Below are 22,355 nucleotides of genomic sequence, written 5' to 3'. Positions count from 1 at the left end.
AATGTCAAACGAAATTCCGATGACGTAAGATCAGCCCTCTCGCGCCTCGGTTTCAATCAGCCGAACGTCATGATCTGCACAGATGGAACGGATCGAATCAACAGGACAATGATCGGTGATAAAAGTATGCACCTGCGAAAGATGGCCGATGCGCACCGGGGCCGTGCGCTCGAATTTCAGCGAATCCGACACCAGAATAACATGGCGGGCATTGGAAATGATCGCCTGCGCAACCTTGACCTCGCGGAAGTCGAAGTCCAGCAGGGCGCCGTCCTCATCAATGGCCGAAACGCCGATGACGGCGAAATCGACCTTGAACTGGCGGATGAAATCCACTGCCGCCTCGCCGACGATGCCGCCATCGGAACCACGCACGACGCCGCCCGCAATCACCACCTCGATACCCGGGAAAACCCGCAACCTGTTGGCAACATTGATATTGTTTGTGATGACCATCAATTCGTGATGGTCCGCCAGCGCTTCACCCACCGCTTCAGTCGTCGTGCCGATGTTAATGAAAAGCGACGAGTTATTGGGAATGAGGGCGGCAGCGGCAGCGCCGATCGCCTGTTTTTCAACGGAAGCGATGGCGCGGCGCGCCTCGTATTTGACGTTCTCGTTGCCGCTTGGAAAAAGCGCGCCACCGTGGATGCGCGTCAGCACCCGCGTGTCGCAGAGATCGTTCAGGTCCTTGCGGATCGTCTGAGGGGTCACCGAAAACCGTGCCGCCAGCTCATCCACCAGCACCCGCCCGTTCGCTTTTGCCAGCGCAACGATTTCATCCTGACGCGGTGTAAGCAGCATTTCACCCTCCCTCCTCTTTCAATTTTTTCGTTTTATTGAAGAGCGAACGAAAAACCAATGTCAAGGGACGGTTTTATGGCCGCCTCTGGCAAGAGATGGACGGCGGACAAAAGCAATGCCGTAAGCCAAAAGAAGATGCTTGAATGGCTTATTAGCCGGCTCTCTGAGAAAACAGGCCCACCGGCTCCTGCGGACCGACATCTGAAGATGCTGAGGACGCCGTACGGAACGCATCGCCGATGCCGATCAGCAACGGCTCGTTCACGCCCAGCCTGTCCACTGCCGCAGCCAGCTCTGCGAGCGAACCGCACCAGCGCCTTTCATTGGCCCGACTGACCGAAATCATGATGGCAACAGACGTCGAGGCGGGCATGCCGTGGACGAGCAGCGAGGACTGGATATCGGCAGCGGTTCGGCCACCCATGTAAAACACGGTGGTCACGGCGGGATCGGAGAGCGATTTCCAGTTGATATTCTCCGGCAATTTTCCCTGCCGGGAATGACCGGTGACGAAGCGGACCGACTGTGCATGATCACGATGCGTCAGGGAAACACCAAGACGTGAGGCCATGGCGCTTGCGGCGGTAATACCCGGCACAATCTCAACCGGAATATTTTCTGCTTGCAGCGCGGCGATCTCCTCGCCGGCGCGTCCGAAGATCATCGGATCGCCGGATTTCAGCCGCACCACCCGTTTGCCGGCCTTTGCGAGGCGGATCATCATGTCATTAATGTCTTCCTGCCGGCAGCTTTCCCGGCCGCCGCGCTTGCCGACCAGCATGCGTTTCGCCTCCCGCCGCGCCAGTTCCAGCACCTCGGCTGAAACGAGATCGTCGAACAGGATGACATCGGCCGCCTGCAAAGCGCGCACCGCTTTCAGCGTCAGCAATTCGGCATCGCCCGGCCCGGCGCCCACAAGCGTCACAAGGCCGCGCCCCGATCCTGCCCGCGCGGCCTGCATTCCGATATCCGCAAGCAGCCGTTCCTCGCTGCCCTCATCCAGCCTTTCGGTAAAAGCCCGATCGACGAATTTTTCCCAGAAAGAACGCCGCGACGCACCCGGAGCGAGCCGCAGATTGACGCGCTCGCGGATTGTCTGGGCAAGCGCGCCCCAGTCCTTCAGCGACAGCGGCAGTAATGTCTCGATGCGCCGGCGGATGGCCTGCGCCAGAATGGGTGCGGCGCCATCGGTGGAAATAGAAACCACCACCGGCGAGCGATTCACGATGGAGCCGAACTGGAACTGGCAGAATTCCGGCTTGTCGATGACATTGACTGGAACGCCGGCCGCGCGCGCGGCGTCGTAGAAGCTCTCAGCTTCCGTATCGGTTTCGCAATCCGCAAGCGCCAGTTCCGCGCCGTCGAAGATATCCGGACCCCACGGACGGTCATGCCGTGTCAGCATCTGGCTTTTTGCGATAAGCGCTGCAAAGCTTTCCGAAAGCTCGCTTTCCTCGCAATAAAGATGAAGTTCCGCCCCGCAGGCCAGCAGCAGTTCCGCCTTCCAGGCGGCCCCATCCGATCCACCCGCCAGCACCACGCGCTTGCCCTCAAGCCCCCAGAAGACCGGCAACTTGGCTAATCTTTCCATGCGGGCCGGTTCATTCCGCTGCGGTTTTAAGGCATCCATCGATGATCCCCCTGATTTCGGCGCGGCAGGAGCCGCAATTGGTTCCGGCATTCAACGCCTTGCCGATGGCTTCGACGCTGTGGCAGCCTTCGCGGATGGCGGCGGTAATCTGGTTCACCCCGACGTTAAAGCAGGAGCAGACGGTGGCGCCCGGATCGGCGCGGCCGGCACCGGGGCGACCGGCAACCAGCGCAAAACGCATGCGCAGATCCTCATGGCGTTCGGTCAATTGCGAGATCGCCCAGTTGCGGGCGACGGCCACCGGCTGTCTGGCGATGAACAGCGCCGCCAGCAGGATATCGCCATCGAAGAAGGCGAGGCGCAGATCGCCCGTCTGCCGGTCGCTATAGCCCAGCGGCTCGATCCTGACATCAATGCCGAAGACCTGCCGCGCCCAGAATGTCCAGTCCTGCGGCTCCTCGACAAAGGCAAGCTCCATGCGATAGCCGCCATCCGCTTTGGCCGTGGCCCAGTAAGCACAATCCGGCGCATCCGGCCGGATGCGGGAGATGGCGAAACCATAGGCCTTCGCTTCGAAGCGCCTTGCCCTTACCGCCACGTTTTTCGAGGCGGGCTGGCCGGAATGTGGGTCCGTCACCGGCGCAACCACGACATCGATGCGCGCCTGCGAGGCGAACTGGTCGTTCCAGTGCATCGGCGCAAACACCGAGCCGCGCGCCTGCCTTTCGCTCACCAGCGCCCGCAGCAGAACCTTGCCATGGGGGCTTTCCAGCTCTACCAGATCGGCGCTTTCGATTCCCAGCGCCTGCGCATCGCGCGGATGAAGCTCGGCGAAGGGTTCGGCGATATGGGCGGTGAGGCGTGCGCTTTTGCCGGTGCGGGTCATGGTGTGCCATTGATCGCGGATGCGACCGGTATTCAGTGTCAGCGGATAATCCGCCGATGTCCTGCCGGTCTCCGGCAAAGCGGTGGCGATGAACCGCGCCCTGCCATCGGCATGGTAAAACCGGCCATCCGCGAAAAAGCGCGTAACGACGGCATCGCCCGTTCCGGCCTTCGGCCATTGAAAGGGCGGCATCGCATCATAGGAATTCCGTTCGACACCGCTGATATCGAAATCGCGACTGCCCGCATTCTCGAAACCAGAAAGAGCGGCATGTTCGGCGAAAATCTCCGATGGCTGGCCATAGGCGAAGGCAGTGCCGAAACCCATGCGCCGACCCACTTCCGCCATTTGCCACCAGTCTGCTTTCGCTTCGCCCGGCGCATCGAGAAAACCGCGCTGACGGGAAATTCGCCGCTCGGAATTGGTGACGGTGCCGTCCTTTTCACCCCAGCCGAGCGATGGCAGAAGCACATGGGCATGGCGGGCCGTATCGGTATTGGCCATGACATCGGACACCACGACGAAAGGACAGGCCTTGATGGCCGCCTCGACGGCACCGGCATCCGGCAGGGAAACCACCGGATTGGTCGCCATGATCCACAGCGCCTTGATGCGGCCGTCAGCCACCGCCCTGAACATGTCCACCGCCTTCAGGCCGGGTTTTTCCGCAATCGCGGGTGAGGCCCAGAAGCGCCGCACGCGGTCGCGATCCTCGGCATTTTCGATAGCCATATGGGCGGCCAGCATATTGGCCAGCCCGCCGACCTCACGCCCGCCCATGGCGTTCGGCTGGCCAGTTAGCGAAAACGGCCCCATGCCCGGTCTGCCGATGCGGCCGGTGGCGAAGTGGCAATTGATGATCGCGTTGACCTTGTCCGTGCCGCTTTGCGACTGGTTGACGCCCTGACTGTAGCAGGTGACGGTTTTTTCGGTGCGTTCGAACAATTCGTAAAAGGAAATCAGTTCGGCAATCGTCAGGCCCGTGGCTTCGGCGATCTCCGGCAGACTGTGTCCGGTTGCTGCCTGTATCGCTGCATCAAAACCGACCGTGTGATTGTCCACATAACCGCGATCGATTGCAGGACTATCGGAAAGATGCGCCAGCAGGCCGGTAAACAGCGCCACATCTCCATCCGGCCGGATGGCGAGGTGCATGTCGGCAATATCGGCGCTCATCGTCCGGCGCGGATCGATGACAACGACTTTCATTTCCGGCCGCGCGGCCTTTGCCGCCGCAAGCCTTTGGTAAAGCACCGGATGGCACCAGGCGAGATTGGAACCGGTGAGGATCACCAGATCGGCAAGCTCCATATCCTCATAGGTGCCCGGCACCGTATCGGCCCCGAAGGCACGGCGATGGCCGGCAACCGAGGACGACATGCAGAGCCTTGAATTCGTATCGATATTGGCCGAGCCGATAAAACCCTTCATCAGCTTGTTGGCGAGGTAATAATCCTCTGTCAGCAATTGGCCGGAGACGTAAAAGGCAACGGAGTCCGGGCCGTGTTCGGCGATGGCTTGAGAAAACCGGGAAGCGACGAGGTCAAGCGCTTCGTCCCATGCCGCCCGCCTGCCGCTGATTTCGGGGTGGAGCAGGCGACCGTCGAGATCGATGGTTTCGGCCAGAGCCGAACCTTTGGAACATAGTCTTCCGAAATTGGCGGGGTGGTCCTGATCTCCCCTGACGGAAACGACGCCATTATCATTGACGGTGGCGATGACGCCGCAGCCGACGCCGCAATAAGGACAGGTGGTTTTTGTTTCAGTGGGCATGGGTTTGCCCTCTCAGCGCGTGGCGGTTACCCCCCTCTGTCCTGCCGGACATCTCCCCCTCAAGGGGGGAGATCACTTGCGGCACGAACTTCCATTCGCGGTGTGCGTCGCCGCCCGCAGAGATGAAACGGGAAGCCTTCCGCTTGTCGATCTCCCCCCTTGAGGGGGAGATGCCCGGAAGGGCAGAGGGGGGTATCTTCACCGCCATCGCAATTCACTCCGCCGCAATCATCAGAGTTTCGAGTGCGATGGAAAGCCGTCCATCCAGATTGCGGACGGGTATGGTCCGCACCTCACCTTCATCCGCCCCCAGCGCCTTGCCGGTTTCCAGCGAAATCACCCAATTGTGCAAGGGACACGTCACCGAAGCGCCATGCACGATGCCCTGGCTCAGCGGCCCGCCCTTGTGCGGGCAATGGTCCTCGATGGCGAAGACCTGATTTTCCGCCGTGCGAAACACGGCGATCTTGCCCATTGGCGTTTTTACGCAACGCGCGCCGCGCAGGGGAATGTCGGAGATATCGCCAATATCGATCCAGTTGCTGTCCATCGTTCTCACTCCGCCGCCTCGCTGAAACCGATTGCCGCCATGGGCCTGAATTCGTGCTTGTCGTGGCCGGATACACGTTCGGACCAGGGATCGACCTGCGCGAATTTCTGGCTGAAGACGAAGCGGTCGAAATAGGCCTTGCGCTTTTCCGCATCGTCCATGATCTGGCGGCGGATTTCGTCGTAACCGATGCGCTTGGCCCATTTGTAGATGCGCTCGAGATAGCGCGCCTGTTCGCGATACATCTGCGTCAGCGCCACGATATGTTCCAGCGCCTCATCCTCGGTTTTGACGAGACCCAGAACTTCCGTGCCCTTGATATCGAGACCGGCGGCACCGGCAAAATGGATCTCGAAACCGGAATCGACGCAGATGACACCGATATCCTTGCAGGTGGCCTCCGCGCAGTTGCGCGGACAGCCGGAAACGGCAAGTTTCAGCTTGGCGGGCGTCCACGAGCCCCACATGAATTTTTCGATGCGGATGCCAAGGCCGGTGGAATCCTGCGTGCCGAAGCGGCACCATTGCTGGCCGACGCAGGTTTTGACCGTGCGTAAACCTTTGGCGTAGGCCTGGCCGGAAATGAAACCGGCCTTGCCGAGATCGGCCCAGACGGCGGGCAAATCCTCCTTCTCGATGCCGAGAAGATCGATGCGCTGGCCGCCCGTCACCTTCACCATCGGGATTTCGAACTTGTCGACCACATCCGCAATCGCCCTCAACTCGGAGGAAGATGTGACGCCGCCCCACATGCGCGGAACGACGGAATAGGTGCCGTCCTTCTGGATATTGGCGTGGACGCGCTCATTGATGAAACGCGACTGGTAGTCGTCGGCATATTCATCCGGCCAGTCGCAGACGAGGTAATAATTGAGCGCCGGCCGGCATTTGGCGCAGCCGCAGGAGGTCTTCCATTCCAGCTCCTGCATCACGGCTGGGATGGTCTTCAGCCCCTTGGCCTTGATGAGACGGCGCACATCGTCGTGGCCGAGATCGGTGCATTTGCACATGGGCTGCACGGCAGCGGGGTTATAGCTGTCGCCGAGCGTTATCGTCATCAACTGCTCGACAAGGCCGGTGCAATTGCCGCAGGAGGCCGACGCCTTCGTGTGGGCGCGCACATCGTCCAGCGAGGTCAGCCCCTTGGAGGTGATGGCCGAGGTGATCTTGCCCTTGCAGACGCCGTTGCAGCCGCAGATTTCCGCATCATCCGGCAAGGCTGCAACGGCCGCCATAGGGTCCAGCGGCGACCCTCCCTGATAGGCCTGGCCGAAGATCAGGGTTTCGCGCATGGCGGAAATATCGGTCGATTTCTTCATCAGGTCGAAGAACCACGACCCATCCGCCGTTTCGCCGTAAAGCACCGCGCCGATGATGCGGTTTTCCTTGAGGATCAGGCGCTTATAGACACCGGCGGTGGCATCGCGCAGCACGATTTCCTCGCGGTCGTCGCCTTCGGCGAAATCACCGGCGGAAAACAGGTTGATGCCGGTGACCTTCAGCTTGGTATTGGTGACGGAGCCGTGATATTCGGCCGAGCCGCCGCACAGCCGGTCGGCGAGCACCCGCGCCGATTCATAAAGCGGCGCGACCAGTCCGTAGCACATGCCGCGATGCTCGGCGCATTCGCCGAGCGCATAGATCGAGGCGTCCGACGTCATCATGCCGTCATCCACCACGATGCCACGATTGACGGCGATACCGGCCTCCTTGGCAAGACCCGAGGCAGGACGGATGCCGACCGCCATCACCACCATATCGCCCTTGATGACACGGCCGTCTTCCAGCTCGATGCCCTCGACCTTCTCCTCACCAAGAATGCATTTGGTATTGGCCTTGGTGATGATGTCGATGCCGCGCTCATTGAGCGCTTTCTCGAGAAGATAGGCAGCTGCCGGATCGAGCTGGCGCTCCATGATCGTCGGCATCAGGTGGATGACGGTGACATCCATGCCCTGGCGCTTGAGACCATAGGCGGCTTCCAGCCCGAGGAGACCGGCGCCGATGACGATGGCGCGGCCCTTGCCCTCGGCGATGTCAAGCATCTTCGTCACATCGTCAAGATCGCGATAGGCGAGCACGCCGGTCAATTGATGACCGGGAACGGGAATGATGAAGGGCGACGAACCGGTGGCGATCACCAGCTTGTCGTAGGAAACCGTGATGCCGTTTTCGCTGGTCACGGTCTTCCTGTCGCGGTCGATACCGGTGACCTTCGCGCCCTTGTGCAGCGTGACATTGTTAGCCGCATACCATTCGTCATTGTGGATGACGATGTCTTCATAACTCTTTTCGCCTGAGAGCACCGGCGAGAGCATGATGCGGTCGTAATTGACGCGCGGCTCGGCGTTGAAAATGGTGACGTCGTAAAGGCCGGGAGCGGTTTCGAACAGGTTTTCCAGCATGCGCCCCGGCGCCATGCCATTGCCGATGATGACGAGTTTTTGCGTCATGGGCGTTACTCCGCAGCTTCGACGAAGCGGTGACGTTCGTAAAGGAACTTCAGCACGGCCTCGCGGCATTTGAGGTAGGTCTTGTCGGATGCGAGCTCGATGCGGTTGCGCGGGCGTGCCAGCGGCACGTCAAGCACTTCGCCGATATGGGCGGCGGGACCGTTGGTCATCATCACAATACGGTCCGAGAGCAGCACCGCCTCGTCGACATCATGGGTGATCATGACCATGGTGTTGCCGAGCCGGGCGTGGATTTCCATCACCGCGTCCTGGAGATGAGCGCGGGTCAGCGCATCCAGCGCACCGAAAGGCTCGTCCAGCAGCAGGATCTTCGGCTCCATGGCGAGCGCGCGGGCAATGCCGACACGCTGTTTCATGCCGCCGGAAATTTCCGAAGGCTTCTTGTCCTTGGCATGGGCCATCTGCACGAGATCGAGATTGCGCATGACCCAGTCATGCCGCTCGGCCCGGGTCTTGCTATTGCGAAAGACCTTCTCGACAGCGAGATTGACGTTTTCATAAACCGAAAGCCAGGGCAGCAGGCTGTGGTTCTGGAACACAACGGCACGTTCCGGGCCGGGTTCGTTAACCTCGCGGTTTTCGAGAAGCACCGCGCCTGCAGACACTTTCGTCAGCCCGGCGATGAGATTGAGCATGGTGGACTTGCCGCAGCCGGAATGGCCGATGACGGAGACGAATTCGCCTTTTTCGATGGTGAGGTTGATGCCTTTCAGCACCTCGGCGCGCGAACCGCCCTTGTCGAAATATTTGTCGATGTGATCGAGCTTCAGATAAGCGTTCATGATCGTCGCCCTCTTAATTTGCCGCAGCGCCGCGGGTGATGACCTTGCCGAGCGCCGCCACCAGCTTGTCGAGCATGAAGCCGACAACGCCGATGTAAGCGAGCGCCACGATGATGTCGGGCAGGCGCGAGGAGTTCCACGCATCCCAGATAAAGAAGCCGATGCCGACACCGCCGGTCAGCATTTCCGCCGCAACGATGGCAAGCCACGAAAGGCCGACACCGATACGCAGACCGGTGAAGATGTAGGGGGCCGCCGAAGGCAGCATGATCTTGAAGAAGAATTCGAGCTGGTTGAGCCGCAGCACCTGCGCCACGTTGCGATAATCCTGCGGAATATTGCGCACGCCGACTGCGGTATTGATGATGACCGGCCAGATGGAGGTGATGAAGATCACGAAAATGGCCGAAGGATTGCTGTCCTGAAAGGCGGCCAGCGAAAGCGGCAGCCAGGCAAGCGGCGGCACGGTGCGCAGCACCTGGAAGATCGGATCGAGACCGCGCATGGCCCAGACCGACTGGCCGATGACAGCACCGAGGATGATGCCGGCAATGGCGGCGAGGCCGAAACCGTAAGCCACGCGCTCCAGCGAGACCAACACACGCAGGCCGAGGCCGATATCCTGTGAACCATTATGGAAAAAGGGCGATACGATGAGATCGTAGCTCTCCTCGAAAACCTGGCTCGGTGGCGGCAGCGATGAGCCGGGGGCGGAACAGAGCAATTGCCAGACGCCCAGCAGAATGGCGAGAACGATGAACGGCGGTATGATATTGCGGGCCGCCGCCGCACCCCATTTGCGCAGATCGATCCGCGGCGACTGTTTCGGCGCAAGCGACACGACGTTTGCCTTCTGCGCTACCGGCTGCTGCGGCTCTTCGTTGAATTTTCGGGCCAATGCGGACATGGGCGTTTCCTCTTGATTTCGGTTGCGGTCTGGGGCTCGCCCCTCATCCGGTCTTCAGTTGCGCCGGTTGGGCAGCGCACCTGGCGGATGAAGGGCGATACCCCGGGTCTCCTCCTCAGGAGGCCGCCTTGATGGACAGGCTTTCGAGATAGGCCGACGGATTTTCCGGGTCGAAGACCTTGCCGTCGAAGAAGGTTTCCTTGCCGCGCGAGGTGGAGGCGGGAATATCGGCGACGCCGAGATCCTTGGCCGCCGCGCGCCAGATATCCTCACGGTTCACCTTCTCCACCAGCGCCTTCACATCCGTATCGGGTGCGAATTTGCCCCAGCGGATGTTTTCCGCGATGAACCAGCTGTCGTGGCTGCGGAAGGGATAGGAGGCATGGTCCTGCCAGAACTTCATCTGCAGGCCGGTATTTTCCAGCACGCGGCCGTTGCCGTAATTGATGTTGCCCTTGAGACGGCCAAGCACATCCTTCGGCGGCACGTTGAACCATTGGCGCTTGCCGAGGATGGTGGACATTTCCTCCTTGTTCGCCATCTCATCGCACCATTGCTGCGCTTCCATGACAGCCATCAGCAGCGCCTTGGTGGCGTTGGGGTTCTTTTCCACCCAGTCCGCACGCATGCCGAGCGCCTTTTCCGGATGGCCCTTCCAGAGTTCGCCGGTGGTACAGGCGGTGAAACCGATGCCCTGATTGACGAGCTGCTCGTTCCAGGGTTCGCCCACACAGAAGACGTCCATATTGCCGACCTTCATATTGGCGACCATCTGCGGCGGCGGAACGACGATGGTCGAGACGTCCTTGTCCGGATCGATGCCGCCGGCGGCCAGCCAGTAGCGGATCCAGAGATCATGCGTGCCGCCGGGGAAGGTCATGGCAGCCTTGATTTCCTTGCCTTCGGCCTTCTTCTTCTCGAAAGCCGCCTTCAGCTTGGAAGCGTCCAGCTGAACGCCGGTTTCGGCATATTCCTTGGCGACGGAAATGCCCTGACTGTCGAGGTTGAGGCGGGCGAGGATGGTCATCGGCACCGGCACATTGTTCTGGGTCACCTTGCCGGTATGCATGAGATAGGGCATCGGCGTCAGGATGTGTGCGCCGTCGATGCCGTTCGAGGCGCCGCCGAGCACGAGATTGTCGCGCGTCGCACCCCAGGAGGCCTGTTTCAGAACCTCGACGTCAGGCATACCGTGTTTGGTGAACAGGCCCTTTTCCGCCGCAATGATGAGCGGGGCGGCATCGGTGAGCGCGATAAAGCCGATTTTCGCGCCTTTCACCTCGGGCTCAGCGGTGGCTGCGAAAGCACCGGACGGAAAGGCCACGCGCACGGCGCTGACAAGGGCGGCAGTGGCTGTCGTCTTCAGTATCGTGCGGCGGCTGACATCGCCGGAGAATATCTTTTTCATTCGCATGTTCCCCTTATTGGGCCACCTCTGTGGGTGACGTTTTCGCTTGCGAAAAAACCTGAAAATAAAAAAACGCCGCTCGGTGTTTGCGCCTGCGGAACGGGAGGTGTTCCGGGCAGCAAAACCTTGCGACGTCTGTGTCTTTGAAAGCGCCTATGCCGCGCCCTGCTTGCCCCGATCGCCGTTGACCGGTGCAAACAGAAAGAAGCAAAGGGCGTGCCAGTTTATAGATTTAAAACTATAATACTGAAAATAAACGGTAATTTTTGAAATTCAAACGAGTGCTCAGATTTTGATCAACGCGATTTTTGTCTGCTGTTTGTGCAAAACAAAAGGCTCCGCGCTTGAAATTTGCGCAGCCCGCAAGGCTTGACGCCAATCACGCCTCTCCAGCGGGCGGTGAAAACGGCGCGGATGTGCGCACGGAAAAGGCATTGACGTAGCCCGCAATATCGGCCGGATCGAAAACGAAACCATCCACGAAACGGTCCCCCTCTTCCTGGCCTTCAATACGGATATCGGCATCGCCGGGTGCATTGGCGTCTCCCAGCGCCGCCCGATAAATATCGGGTCGATAGGCCGATACAGCAGCCTGCACACCCGCTTCAGAAAATTCGGCCTGCCCCCAGCGGATCATCTGGCTGTAAATCCACAATGCCTGGCTCCGGCGCGGATAATTGGCATGGCCGTGATGGAAGATGAAATAATTGTCGATGATCCGGCGGTTGCCCTGGCTGTCGATATTGAACTCACCGGCGAGCACATGGCGGATGATGCTTTGCGGCGCATCGATATAACGGGGATCGGCGAGCGCCCTGCTGAGTTCGTCGTGATTTTCCGCAAGGTCACACCAACGCGCCGCCGCATCGAGCGCCGTCAGCAGCCGGCCGACCGTTTCCTGCTGGCCTTCCGCCCATTCAGGCCGCATGCCAATCACTTTTTCGGGCGCGGAAGGCCATAGATCCTGCTTGGCCGCAACGATCCTGCCGACGCCACGTTCGGCGGCGACGATGTTCCACGGCGCGCCGACACAGAAGCCGTCGATAGCGCCCGCCGCCAGGGCATCCGATGTCAGGGGCGGCGGTACCACCACCAGCTTGACATCGTGATCGGGGTGAATACCGCCAGCGGCAAGCCAATAACGAAATTCGTAATTGTGAGACGAAAACGGATAGGTCATGCCCAGCGTCGGCGGCGCTTCGCCCCGCGCTCGCATGTCATCGAGCACCTGCTTCAGCGCCTTGGCGTTTTCCAGCGCTCCTGCCGTTTCTGAAAGGCCCGTTAGCGCCTTCATCCGGGCAAAAAGCCGGGTCGAAAGCGTAATCGCATTGCCGCCTCGACCGAGCGAAAAGGGCGTGATCGTCGGTGAAGGGTTGGAGCCGAGCCCGAGCATGGAGGCAACAGGCATTGGCGAGAGCATATGCGCGATATCGAATTGCCTGAATGCCAGCCGGTCGCGCACATTCGCCCAGGACACATCCTTGACGAGATCGAGCGACAGGCCCTCACGCTCGGCGAAACCGAATTCGGCCGCTGCAATTAGAACGGAGGCGTCGACAAGCGGGATAAAACCGGCACGCAGGCGTTTTTGCCGATCGCTGCCCACGATTGCGGGCGCGCCTGTTGCCCGTGTCCCTGCACTATCCGATCCGGCCGTTTTTTCCGGTGCCGCCATATCATACACTCCACACTGTCCAACCGGCGGGGTTCGTCACATCAACAGACCCGCTGCGGTGACCACGCTTTGCGCGATCTCGGAAATTTTCTTTTTCTCGTTCATCGCCGTTTGTCGCAAAAGCGCGAAAGCTTCCTCCTCGGAAAGGCCACGCATCTTCATCAGGATGCCCTTGGCGCGCTCGATGACCTTGCGTTCCTCCAGTGCCGATTTGGCGTCGGCAAGTTCCCGTTGCAGCCGGCTGAAAGCATTAAAGCGGCTGACCGCCATATCGAGAATGGGCTTGACCCGCTCTTTCTTCAGCCCGTCCACCACATAGGCGGAAACGCCCGCTTCGACGGCTGCCTCGATGGAAGCCGTATCGGAACGATCGACAAACATGGCGATTGGACGACCGACCGTGCGCGTTAGCTGGAACAGATGCTCCATCATGTCACGGTTGGGGTTTTCGAGATCGATGAAGATGACATCGGGCTGCAGCGTCTCGATGGTGCGCGCCACACCGTTCACCTCATGGATGACGGTGACGCGATGATAACCGGCCTCGCGCAATCCCTCCTCGATGATGGAGGCTCGGATCGCGTTTTCGTCGATAACGAGAATGGTGAGGTCGCGAAGCGTCATGGACGCATTGATGACGCAGCGCAGCAAACTTGGCAATCGGCTGCGCAAGCAAAAATAAGGCGGAAGCGAAAAGGAGCGTCAGGCCCCTCCTCACCGGACATGTCAGGAAGCGTGTTCGACGGCGCGTTCGAGCGCCTTCAAAACCGTACGCTCTGACAGATTGAGGTAGATTTCCATCTCGTCGCCCGCTTCGCCAGCCTTTCCTTCCTCCATGAGCGACAGGATCTTGCTGTTCATGTCGACGAAGGGAGAATGAAGCTGTTCAGGGTCTTTCAACAGGCCAAAACAAAGCCTGAGTTCAGCGGCGATGCGTTCGTAAAAATCGCTGAGACGCGCGCTATCGAGGAGATCGACCACGGCGGCATGAAATTTCATATTGGCGCTGCCCACGCCCAGCCAGTCGGCCTGGTCGCGCTTCACCTTGGCATCCTCGACCGCCGCGCGCATCGTCCGGATAGCCGGATGCTTGTGCCAGGCCTGACGCAGGGCGCCGCATTCCACCATGCGCCGCACGCGATAGATGTCGATCACGGATGCCATGGTGGGAACAGCAACGAAAACGCCGCGATTGGCCTCGTGGCGCAACAGCCCATCCTTTGTCAGCAGACGGAAAGCTTCGCGCAGGGAATTGCGGGAGACATCAAAGCGCTCGCTGAAGGCTGCCTCCGATAGACGCTGTCCCGGCATCAACTCGCCGGAGATCAGCAGGGTCCGGATACCCTTGGCCAATCGATCCGCAAGCGGAAGACCTTCTATCGTTTCCGTCATGGCGCTTCTTTCCTTAAGGCAATGCAGCATCGGGAATTCCGTGACAGGCAAGTTCGGGCACGGCATGATTGCCCATAGCACAAAGCATTAGCAAAGCACGAAAAAAACGTGATTAAATCCTGCTCATGACGTCCAACAAATAGACAAAATGAAAGAACGATAACTTTATATTGTTGAACAAAGTTGACAATTTCGCAGAACACGACAAGATCGGCGGCATAAAGCATCCGCGAGGGGCGGATTGCGACAGGAGCGGAGAAAATCCATGGAGCAGAAAAAGCTCACGCCCGCCGACCCGAACGAGGTCGCACAGAAGGCGAAAAACCAGCGTTATGCCTTGCTTTCGGCAATGTTCTTGATGTCCATGTCCGCTGTCGGACCGGGCTTCATCACGCAAACAGCGAATTTCACGGTGAAACTGGGCGCCGCATTCGCATTCGCCATCATTATTTCCATCCTGATCGACTTTGTCGTGCAGGCCAATATCTGGCGCATCGTTACCATTACCCGCATGCGGGCACCGGCCATCGCCAATGCCGCCATTCCGGGTTCGGGTTATCTGCTCGCCATTCTCGTCATCATCGGCGGCCTGTTTTTCAACATCGGCAATATCGGCGGCGCCGGCCTCGGCTTTAACGCCATGATCGATCTCGACCCGAAGATCGGCGGCGCGATCGGCGCGCTGGCGGCCATCGGTATCTTCCTGTCCCGTCGGGCGGGCATTGCCATGGACCGCGTCGTTTTCGTGGCCGCCTTTGTCAAACTCGCGCTGATCCTTTACGCAGCTTATGTTTCCGGCCCGCCGGTGGCAGAAGCCTTCCGCCAGACCTTCCTGCCGGATACGATCGATTTCGTCACCATCACCACCATCGTCGGTGGCACGGTCGGCGGCTATATCACCTATGCCGGCGCGCATCGCCTGCTGGACAAGGGAATGGTCGGCGTTGAAAATATCAATGCGGTCAATCGCGCGGCATTGAGCGGCATCGCGATTACCGGCGTTCTGCGCTACATCCTGTTCCTTGCCATTCTCGGCGTCGTCGCAAGCGGCGTGGTCATCGATCTCTCGGGCAAAGCTGCAAACCCGGCGGGCCAAGCTTTCCATGCCGCCGCCGGCAATATCGGCTACCGTCTGTTTGGCGCGGTTTTCCTCGCCTCGGCCATGACCAGCATCATCGGTGCGGCCTACACCTCCGTTTCGTTCCTGACGGCTTTCAAGCCCGACATCACGGAACGCCAGCGCAATTTGGCCACCGTCGGCTTCATCGCCATTTCGCTGATCGCCTATATCATCATCACCACACCGCCCGCAGCCATGCTCGTCTTTGTCGGCGGCCTGAACGGTCTCGTTCTGCCCATCGGCCTTTCGATCTTTATGTATGCCGCCTGGAAACGCGCCGATCTGATGCACGGCTATCACTACCCGCGCTGGCTGCTGGTGCTTGGCGTGCTGACCTGCGTACTCACCTGGTATATGGCCTATAAGTCGGCGGGCGCGATCTTTGCCCTGCTCGGCTACTGATAAATTTAAGGGAGGCAAACATGGCCGCTATCGATCTCAACAGCGATCTTGGCGAAAGCTACGGCGCATGGCGCATGGGAGACGACGAGGCGATGCTCGCCATCGTTTCCAGCGCCAACATCGCCTGCGGATTTCATGCCGGTGACCCGGCCGGTATCTACCGCACCGTCAAGGCCGCCGCCGAAAAGGGCGTGGTCGTCGGCGCCCATGTTTCCTATCCTGACCGCGTCGGCTTCGGCCGCCGCGATCTGGACGCGACTTCGGAAGAACTGATCGCCGATGTCATCTACCAGATCGGCGCACTGAAAGGCGTCGCCGCCGCTGCCGGCACAACGGTGCGTTACGTCAAGCCGCACGGCGCGCTTTACAACCGCATCGCCAATGACGCGAAACAGGGGCAGGCCGTCATTGACGGCATCAAGGCCATAGATCCTTCGCTGGTACTGATGGGTCTCGCGAACGCGCCTATCCTCGATCTTGCCCGCAAAGCAGGCCTTGCCGTTGTCGCAGAAGCTTTCGCGGATCGCGCCTATACGCCTCAGGGCCAGCTCGTCTCCCGCCGCGAGGCCGGTGCCGTGCTGCACGACGCGGCCAAAATCGCCGACCGCATGGTACAGCTTGCCCGCGAAGGCACGCTTGAGGCCATCGATGGCAGCATCATAAAGATCGAAGCGCAATCCATCTGCGTGCATGGCGACAGCCCCGGCGCGGTCGCCATCGCCCAGGAAATCCGCCGTCGTTTCGAGGCTGATGGTATCGACATCCGTTCCTTTGCATCCAATCGCTGAAAGGATAGCCGATGACGATACCGACATCCTATCTCAACCACACGGACGCGGAGGCCGCGCGCCAGGCCCGTGCGACCTATCGCGACGGCCTCGTCGCCCCAACTTCCGGCATTGCACCCGGCTTCACGCAGGCGAACATGATCGTGCTGCCGCGCGACTGGGCCTTCGATTTCCTGCTTTACGCGCAGCGCAATCCCAAACCCTGCCCGGTGCTGGATGTCTCCGATCCCGGTTCGCCCACCACGCTTCTGGCGCCCGGCGCCGATCTGAGAACCGATCTGCCACTCTACCGCATCTGGCGGGACGGCAAGCTCGTCGAGGAAACGGCTGACGCCACCGCCGCCTGGGCGGAGCGTGACGATCTCGTCGCCTTCCTGATCGGCTGCAGCTTCACCTTCGAAACGCCGATGGTGGAAGCGGGCATCGAAATCCGCCACATGACCGACAAGAGCAATGTGCCGATGTATCTCACCAACCGAGCGTGCCGCCCGGCCGGTCGGCTAAAGGGCAATATGGTCGTTTCCATGCGGCCGATCCCGGCCTCGCGCGTGGCCGATGCTGCGACCATTTCGGGACGTTTCCCGGCCGTACACGGGTCACCCGTGCATGTCGGCTCGCCGGAAGAGATCGGCATTACCGATCTTGCAAAACCCGACTTCGGTGACGCGGTACGGATCGAGCCGGGCGAGGTTCCGGTGTTCTGGGCCTGCGGCGTCACACCCCAGGCCGCCGTGATGGCATCCGGCGTGCCCTTTGCGATCACCCATGCGCCGGGACACATGTTCATCACCGACATTCCCGATTCAGCCTATCACGCGTGAGGATATGATGCGTTTTCTCCCCGTCAGCCTCACTACCATTCTCGTAGAACTCGCCGATCTCGATGAAACGCTGGCGCTTTTCGCCTCGCTTCAGAACGATCCGGTCGAAGGCATCGAAGAGACGGTGCCGGCTGCCCGCACCCTTATGATCCGCTTTCGCCCTGAGAAGATCGGTGCCGAAGCGCTGGCCGCGCGGCTGGCAAGCCGTGATCTCTCGGCAAAAATCGCGCCTTCGGACAATCTCGTGGAAATCCCCGTCCACTACAATGGTGAGGACCTCGCCGATGTTGCCGAACTGACCGGCATGAGCATCGAAGAGGTCATCCGCCGCCACACCGAAAGCGAATTCACCGTGGCCTTTTGCGGTTTCGCTCCGGGCTTCGGTTATCTGGTCGGTGGCGATCCGGCGCTGCATGTGCCACGCCGGCAAAGCCCGCGCACCCGCATTCCGGCAGGTTCGGTGGCACTGGCCGGCGCCTTCAGCGGCGTCTACCCGCAAAACAGCCCCGGCGGCTGGCAGATCATCGGGACAACCCCGGTCAAGATGTGGGATATAGACCGCGATCCCGGTGCGCTTTTCCAGCCCGGTTACCGGGTGCGTTTCGTCGACATGGACAAGGCCGGCAAAACGGTCGACATCCCTGTCTCGGCACCGCGAAACGCCACGAAAGAGACTGCAAAAGACGGCCCGCATTTCGAGGTGCTCGCCGCACCCATGCCCGCCATCTTTCAGGATCTCGGCCGCTTCGGCCAGACCGGTCAGGGCGTTTCGGCCTCCGGCGCGCTGGATCGCGGCGCGTTCAATGCCGCAAACCGCATCGTCGGTAATCCCACCAACACGCCCTGTCTCGAACTGACGCTCGGCGGATTTTCCTTTAAAAGCACAAGCCGTGCCGTCATCGGCATTGCAGGTGCGCCCTGCCCCGTCACCATCACCACGACGGATAGCAGCTTCGCAGCAAAGACCCATGGCCCGGTGTCGCTCGAACCCGGTGATGTGGTCACTTTCGGCCAGCCGCCAAAGGGCATGCGCTGTTATCTTGCGGTGCGCGGCGGTTTTGATGTCGAGCCGGTGCTCGGCAGCTTCGCCACCGACACGCTTGCTATCGTCGGTCCCGAGCCGGTGGGCGCGGGCGCCATCCTTTCGCTCAAGGACGAGAAAACTGGTCTTTCCAGCGTATCGATCGACGAGGTTCCGGCCTTCGAGGCGCCGGCAACCGGCGAGGTCGTCACGCTGGACGTCGTTCTCGGACCACGAACGGACTGGTTCACGCAGAAGGGTATCGAGACCCTGACCGGACAGCTCTGGCAGGTCACGCCGCAATCGAACCGCGTCGGCATCCGCCTTGCCGGCGACGTGCCGGTGGAACGCAGGGACAGCGCCGAATTGCCGAGCGAGGGCACCGCGACAGGGGCGATCCAGATTCCCCATAGCGGCCAGCCGGTTCTCTTCCTTGCCGATCACCCGTTGACCGGCGGTTATCCCGTCATCGGCGCGGTCGCCGAATATCATCTCGATCTTGCCGGGCAGATCCCGGTGAACGCCAAAATCAAATTCCGCCCGATCGGCCCCTTCGCCGAAATCGCGGCCAAGAACGCATAATTCCGAGGAGAAGAGCGATGAAAAAAGTGCTGATTGCCAATCGCGGCGAGATCGCGGTCCGCATCATCCGCGCATGTCGCGACTACGGCCTGCAATCGGTCGCCGTTTATGCCGATCCCGATCAGGATGCGCTTTTCGTCCGGCTCGCGGATGAGGCCTATGCGCTGGAGGGCGTGCGTCCCGCCGAGACCTATCTCGATATCACCAAGCTGATCGCGATTGCCAAACGCGCCGGCGCAGATGCCGTGCATCCCGGTTACGGCTTCCTGTCCGAGCGCGCCGAGTTTGCGCGTGCCGTTCTCGATGCCGGCCTCATCTGGATCGGCCCCGATCCGCATGTCATCGAGGCACTGGGCGACAAGGTAGAGGCACGGCGCATTGCCACCGGCGTTGGCGCACCGCTGGTCGCTGGCAGTGACGGCCCGGTAGCTTCCGCCGCCGAAGTCACCGCCTTCGCCGAAGAACACGGCCTGCCCGTCGCCATCAAGGCGGCCCATGGTGGCGGTGGTCGCGGCCTGAAGGTTGCGTGGAAGATGGAAGAGATCGCCGATCTCTACGAATCCGCCGTGCGCGAGGCGACGGCCGCCTTTGGCCGCGGCGAGTGTTTCCTTGAGCGCTTCCTCGACCGGCCGCGCCATATCGAGGCGCAGGTTCTGGCCGATAAGCATGGCAATGTGCTCGTCCTCGGCACCCGCGACTGCTCGCTGCAGCGCCGGAACCAGAAGCTCATCGAAGAGGCTCCCGCCCCCTTCCTCTCAAGCGAACAGCGGCAGAAAATCCATGCGGCCGCCAAGGCTATCTGCGCCGCTGCCGGTTATTCCGGTGCCGGCACGGTGGAATTCCTGCTCGGCGTCGATGGCACGATTTCCTTCCTCGAGGTCAATACGCGCCTGCAGGTGGAACATCCCGTTACCGAAGAAACCACCGGTATCGATCTCGTCATCGAGCAGTTCCGTATTGCGGAAGGCCATAGACTGCGGGTTCTTGAAACGCCGGAACCGCGTGGCCATTCGATGGAATTTCGCATCAATGCCGAAGATCCAGGCCGGGGCTTCCTGCCGACCCCCGGTTCGATCTCGCTTTTCGACGCGCCCTCCGGTCCCGGCATTCGCGTGGATAGCGGCGTCGTCAGCGGTTCCAGCGTGCCGGGCGTGTTCGACTCGCTGATGGCAAAGCTGATCGTCACGGGTGCTGACCGCGATCAGGTCCTGCGCCGCGCCCGCCGCGCGCTCAAAGAATTCCGTATTGAAGGCATCGCCACCGTCCTGCCGTTCCATCGCGCCGCGATCGAGACTGATGATTTCATCGGCACCGACGGGTTCAAGGTTCACACCCGCTGGATCGAAACCGACTTCGCCGCCATGCCGGATGCCATGGAGCGCCCGGCACCGGCCGACGACCCTTCCGTCACCCGCACTTTTCTGGAAATCGACGGCAAGCGTGTATCGGTCGGTCTGCCCAGCCTGCTGCTCTCCAGCCTCGGTGCGGTTAGCCGCGACAGCGCGGCTGCTCCCGGCGCCGCCGCCCCCAAGGAGAAGGAAGGCGAAATCACCGCCCCGGTTTCCGGCACCCTGCAATCCTTCAAGGTAAAAGACGGCGACACGGTTTCGCAAGGCGATCTTCTGGCCGTCATGGAAGCCATGAAGATGGAGACGCAGATTGTCGCCACCAAGGCGGGCAAAGTCCGCCTGATCGTCAAGGAAGGCGACTATCTGCAGGCGGGCGCAGCCCTTCTCGACATAGCCGGCTAACATACGGACAGGCCACCGGCCTCACAATTGCGGATCGCGTATGACCGGCGGCGGAACCCTTTCGCCGCCGGTCCGTTTATGGCGCGACCTGCTAACGACTGTGAGGGAAATATGGCCGGACGCACCTTGCTTCAGTTCTTCCATTGGTATTATCCGGACGGAGGGAAATTATGGAGCGAGGTGGCCGAAAAGGCCGAAAGCCTTGCCAAAATGGGCATTACCGATATCTGGCTGCCACCGGCCTATAAGGGTGCTGCCGGCGGCTATTCGGTAGGTTACGATACCTATGATCTCTTTGACCTCGGCGAGTTCGATCAGAAGGGCACCGTCGCCACAAAATATGGCGATCGCGACGCCCTTGAACACGCAGGCCGGACGCTGAAGGAAAACGGCATCCGCGTCATTCATGACGTGGTTCTCAATCACAAGATGGGTGCGGATGAAAAGGAGAAGGTGCGGGTTCGCCGCGTCAATCCCGAAGACCGTACCGAGATCGATGATGAAGACTTTCAGGCGCTGGCCTATACGCGTTTCACCTTTCCCGGCCGCAACGGCAAACATTCCAAATTCATCTGGGACCTGAAGTGCTTCAGCGGTGTCGACCACATCGAGGAACCGACCGAAGACGGCATTTTCCGCCTCGTCAATGAATATGGCGATGGGGAATGGAATGAGGAAGTCGATCAGGAAAACGGCAATTTCGACTACCTGATGGGTGCCGATGTCGAATTCAGGAACCGGGCGGTCTACGAAGAGCTAAAATATTGGGGCCGGTGGCTCTCCGAGCAGGTGCAGGTAGATGGCTTCCGTCTCGATGCCGCCAAACATATTCCGGCCTGGTTTTTCCGCGACTGGGTCGGCCATATGCGCGAAACGGTCGATCCCGATCTTTTCGTCGTGGCGGAATATTGGCACCCCGATCTCGAGGCGCTGAAAAGCTATCTCGAACTCGTCGACAAGCAGCTAATGCTTTTCGATGTCGCCCTCCACCACCGCTTCCATGATGCGTCCAAACAGGGCGGCGATTTCGACATGCGCAGCATCTTCGATGGTTCGCTTGTCTCCGCCGTTCCAGACCATGCGGTCACGCTTGTCGACAATCACGACACCCAGCCGCTGCAATCGCTGGAAGCGCCGGTGGAGCCCTGGTTCAAGCCTCTTGCCTATGCGATCATTCTGCTGCGCGAAGAGGGTGTTCCCTGTGTCTTCTATCCCGATCTGTTCGGCACGAGCTACACCGACACCGGCAATGACGGCAACGAATATAAAATCGATATGCCCGCCATTGAATGCCTGCCGAAACTCATCGAAGCCCGCAGCCGTTTCGCCAACGGAGCCCAGACGGATATTCTCGACGATGCAAGCTGCATCGCCTTCATCCGCCACGGCACTGCCGATCAGCCGGGCTGCGTGGTGGTGATGTCGAATGGCGAGCCGGCGGAGAAGCAGATCGATCTCGGCGCCGACCGCGCCGGCACAGTATGGCGCGACTTTCTCGGTCACCGTGAGGAAGAGATTACCCTCGATGATAGCGGCAAGGGCGTTTTCCCGACCAATGGCGGCAGCGTCAGTGTCTGGATTGCGGCCGACGCCGAGTGAAGACAATCAGTTTCGAAAGGGCAGGACCA

General features: G+C 60.5%; 17 protein-coding genes. 6 read left to right on the top strand and 11 right to left on the bottom strand.

Annotation, left to right across the window (positions count from 1 at the left end):
* Positions 1–30: 30 nt before the first annotated feature.
* The 11 genes from AC1ROR_RS12925 to AC1ROR_RS12875 form a co-directional block, all read right to left on the bottom strand.
* Positions 31–804: a DeoR/GlpR family DNA-binding transcription regulator gene (locus AC1ROR_RS12925; RefSeq protein WP_498589632.1), complete on the bottom strand. Its 774-nt coding sequence runs from the start codon at positions 802–804 to the stop codon at positions 31–33.
* Between the two features lie 151 nt (positions 805–955).
* Positions 956–2,434: a siroheme synthase CysG gene (cysG, locus tag AC1ROR_RS12920; RefSeq protein ID WP_498589631.1), complete on the bottom strand. Its 1,479-nt coding sequence runs from the start codon at positions 2,432–2,434 to the stop codon at positions 956–958.
* Positions 2,406–5,054 carry a nitrate reductase gene (locus AC1ROR_RS12915; RefSeq protein WP_498589630.1) on the bottom strand — a complete coding sequence of 883 codons (2,649 nt, stop codon included), beginning with the start codon at positions 5,052–5,054 and terminating at the stop codon, positions 2,406–2,408. Before AC1ROR_RS12915 ends, cysG begins: the two co-directional genes overlap by 29 nt.
* 214 nt (positions 5,055–5,268) lie before the next feature.
* Complete coding sequence (gene nirD / locus AC1ROR_RS12910; protein ID WP_003519747.1) at positions 5,269–5,604, bottom strand: nitrite reductase small subunit NirD; 336 nt, start codon at positions 5,602–5,604, stop codon at positions 5,269–5,271.
* Positions 5,605–5,609: 5 nt separating this feature from the next.
* Positions 5,610–8,057, bottom strand: coding sequence for a nitrite reductase large subunit NirB (nirB, locus tag AC1ROR_RS12905; protein ID WP_498589629.1), 2,448 nt, complete (start codon positions 8,055–8,057; stop codon positions 5,610–5,612).
* Positions 8,058–8,062: 5 nt separating this feature from the next.
* Positions 8,063–8,860 carry an ABC transporter ATP-binding protein gene (locus AC1ROR_RS12900; RefSeq protein WP_498589628.1) on the bottom strand — a complete coding sequence of 266 codons (798 nt, stop codon included), beginning with the start codon at positions 8,858–8,860 and terminating at the stop codon, positions 8,063–8,065.
* A 13-nt stretch (positions 8,861–8,873) separates the two neighbouring features.
* A complete protein-coding gene (ntrB, locus tag AC1ROR_RS12895; RefSeq protein ID WP_498589627.1) occupies positions 8,874–9,767 on the bottom strand; it encodes a nitrate ABC transporter permease in 894 nt (297 codons plus the stop codon).
* Between the two features lie 115 nt (positions 9,768–9,882).
* A complete protein-coding gene (locus AC1ROR_RS12890; protein WP_498589625.1) occupies positions 9,883–11,175 on the bottom strand; it encodes a CmpA/NrtA family ABC transporter substrate-binding protein in 1,293 nt (430 codons plus the stop codon).
* Positions 11,176–11,554: 379 nt separating this feature from the next.
* Entirely contained in the window at positions 11,555–12,850 is a 1,296-nt protein-coding gene (locus AC1ROR_RS12885; protein ID WP_498589623.1) for a CmpA/NrtA family ABC transporter substrate-binding protein, read from the bottom strand.
* A 36-nt stretch (positions 12,851–12,886) separates the two neighbouring features.
* Positions 12,887–13,474 (bottom strand): ANTAR domain-containing response regulator, encoded by a 588-nt coding sequence (locus AC1ROR_RS12880; protein WP_034500932.1) that lies wholly within the window; start codon positions 13,472–13,474, stop codon positions 12,887–12,889.
* 102 nt (positions 13,475–13,576) lie between these two features.
* The gene (locus tag AC1ROR_RS12875; protein WP_035225192.1) at positions 13,577–14,242 is read right to left on the bottom strand and encodes a GntR family transcriptional regulator; all 666 of its coding nucleotides are present in this window, start codon (positions 14,240–14,242) and stop codon (positions 13,577–13,579) included.
* Positions 14,243–14,507: 265 nt separating this feature from the next.
* Here AC1ROR_RS12875 and AC1ROR_RS12870 point away from each other — a divergent pair, with 265 nt between their 5' ends.
* The 6 genes from AC1ROR_RS12870 (at position 14,508) to amyA (ending at position 22,326) form a co-directional block, all read left to right on the top strand.
* The gene (locus tag AC1ROR_RS12870; RefSeq protein WP_035225196.1) at positions 14,508–15,764 is read left to right on the top strand and encodes an NRAMP family divalent metal transporter; all 1,257 of its coding nucleotides are present in this window, start codon (positions 14,508–14,510) and stop codon (positions 15,762–15,764) included.
* A 20-nt stretch (positions 15,765–15,784) separates the two neighbouring features.
* Positions 15,785–16,552, top strand: coding sequence for a LamB/YcsF family protein (locus AC1ROR_RS12865; protein ID WP_059758319.1), 768 nt, complete (start codon positions 15,785–15,787; stop codon positions 16,550–16,552).
* A gap of 11 nt (positions 16,553–16,563) precedes the next feature.
* Complete coding sequence (locus AC1ROR_RS12860; protein WP_498589622.1) at positions 16,564–17,373, top strand: putative hydro-lyase; 810 nt, start codon at positions 16,564–16,566, stop codon at positions 17,371–17,373.
* Between the two features lie 7 nt (positions 17,374–17,380).
* The gene (locus tag AC1ROR_RS12855; RefSeq protein WP_498589621.1) at positions 17,381–18,976 is read left to right on the top strand and encodes a 5-oxoprolinase subunit B/C family protein; all 1,596 of its coding nucleotides are present in this window, start codon (positions 17,381–17,383) and stop codon (positions 18,974–18,976) included.
* A 17-nt stretch (positions 18,977–18,993) separates the two neighbouring features.
* Positions 18,994–20,727, top strand: a complete 1,734-nt coding sequence (locus tag AC1ROR_RS12850; protein WP_498589620.1) for an acetyl/propionyl/methylcrotonyl-CoA carboxylase subunit alpha — start codon at positions 18,994–18,996, stop codon at positions 20,725–20,727.
* 111 nt (positions 20,728–20,838) lie between these two features.
* A complete protein-coding gene (gene amyA / locus AC1ROR_RS12845; RefSeq protein WP_498589619.1) occupies positions 20,839–22,326 on the top strand; it encodes an alpha-amylase in 1,488 nt (495 codons plus the stop codon).
* The last annotated feature ends 29 nt before the right edge of the window (positions 22,327–22,355 follow it).

The sequence above is a fragment of the Agrobacterium sp. GW821-FHT14E08 genome, from assembly GCF_058803865.1.
Note: the sequence above shows the minus strand (reverse complement) of the source record. Positions and strands in the feature narration are given on the sequence as shown.

What these genes read in the sequence shown, in the direction of transcription:
- AC1ROR_RS12925 (WP_498589632.1), bottom strand. Translation starts at nt 804, where the DNA reads ATGCTGCTTACACCGCGTCAGGATGAAATCGTTGCGCTGGCAAAAGCG.
- cysG (WP_498589631.1), bottom strand. Translation starts at nt 2,434, where the DNA reads ATGGATGCCTTAAAACCGCAGCGGAATGAACCGGCCCGCATGGAAAGA.
- AC1ROR_RS12915 (WP_498589630.1), bottom strand. Translation starts at nt 5,054, where the DNA reads ATGCCCACTGAAACAAAAACCACCTGTCCTTATTGCGGCGTCGGCTGC.
- nirD (WP_003519747.1), bottom strand. Translation starts at nt 5,604, where the DNA reads ATGGACAGCAACTGGATCGATATTGGCGATATCTCCGACATTCCCCTG.
- nirB (WP_498589629.1), bottom strand. Translation starts at nt 8,057, where the DNA reads ATGACGCAAAAACTCGTCATCATCGGCAATGGCATGGCGCCGGGGCGC.
- AC1ROR_RS12900 (WP_498589628.1), bottom strand. Translation starts at nt 8,860, where the DNA reads ATGAACGCTTATCTGAAGCTCGATCACATCGACAAATATTTCGACAAG.
- ntrB (WP_498589627.1), bottom strand. Translation starts at nt 9,767, where the DNA reads ATGTCCGCATTGGCCCGAAAATTCAACGAAGAGCCGCAGCAGCCGGTA.
- AC1ROR_RS12890 (WP_498589625.1), bottom strand. Translation starts at nt 11,175, where the DNA reads ATGAAAAAGATATTCTCCGGCGATGTCAGCCGCCGCACGATACTGAAG.
- AC1ROR_RS12885 (WP_498589623.1), bottom strand. Translation starts at nt 12,850, where the DNA reads ATGGCGGCACCGGAAAAAACGGCCGGATCGGATAGTGCAGGGACACGG.
- AC1ROR_RS12880 (WP_034500932.1), bottom strand. Translation starts at nt 13,474, where the DNA reads ATGACGCTTCGCGACCTCACCATTCTCGTTATCGACGAAAACGCGATC.
- AC1ROR_RS12875 (WP_035225192.1), bottom strand. Translation starts at nt 14,242, where the DNA reads ATGACGGAAACGATAGAAGGTCTTCCGCTTGCGGATCGATTGGCCAAG.
- AC1ROR_RS12870 (WP_035225196.1), top strand. Translation starts at nt 14,508, where the DNA reads ATGGAGCAGAAAAAGCTCACGCCCGCCGACCCGAACGAGGTCGCACAG.
- AC1ROR_RS12865 (WP_059758319.1), top strand. Translation starts at nt 15,785, where the DNA reads ATGGCCGCTATCGATCTCAACAGCGATCTTGGCGAAAGCTACGGCGCA.
- AC1ROR_RS12860 (WP_498589622.1), top strand. Translation starts at nt 16,564, where the DNA reads ATGACGATACCGACATCCTATCTCAACCACACGGACGCGGAGGCCGCG.
- AC1ROR_RS12855 (WP_498589621.1), top strand. Translation starts at nt 17,381, where the DNA reads ATGCGTTTTCTCCCCGTCAGCCTCACTACCATTCTCGTAGAACTCGCC.
- AC1ROR_RS12850 (WP_498589620.1), top strand. Translation starts at nt 18,994, where the DNA reads ATGAAAAAAGTGCTGATTGCCAATCGCGGCGAGATCGCGGTCCGCATC.
- amyA (WP_498589619.1), top strand. Translation starts at nt 20,839, where the DNA reads ATGGCCGGACGCACCTTGCTTCAGTTCTTCCATTGGTATTATCCGGAC.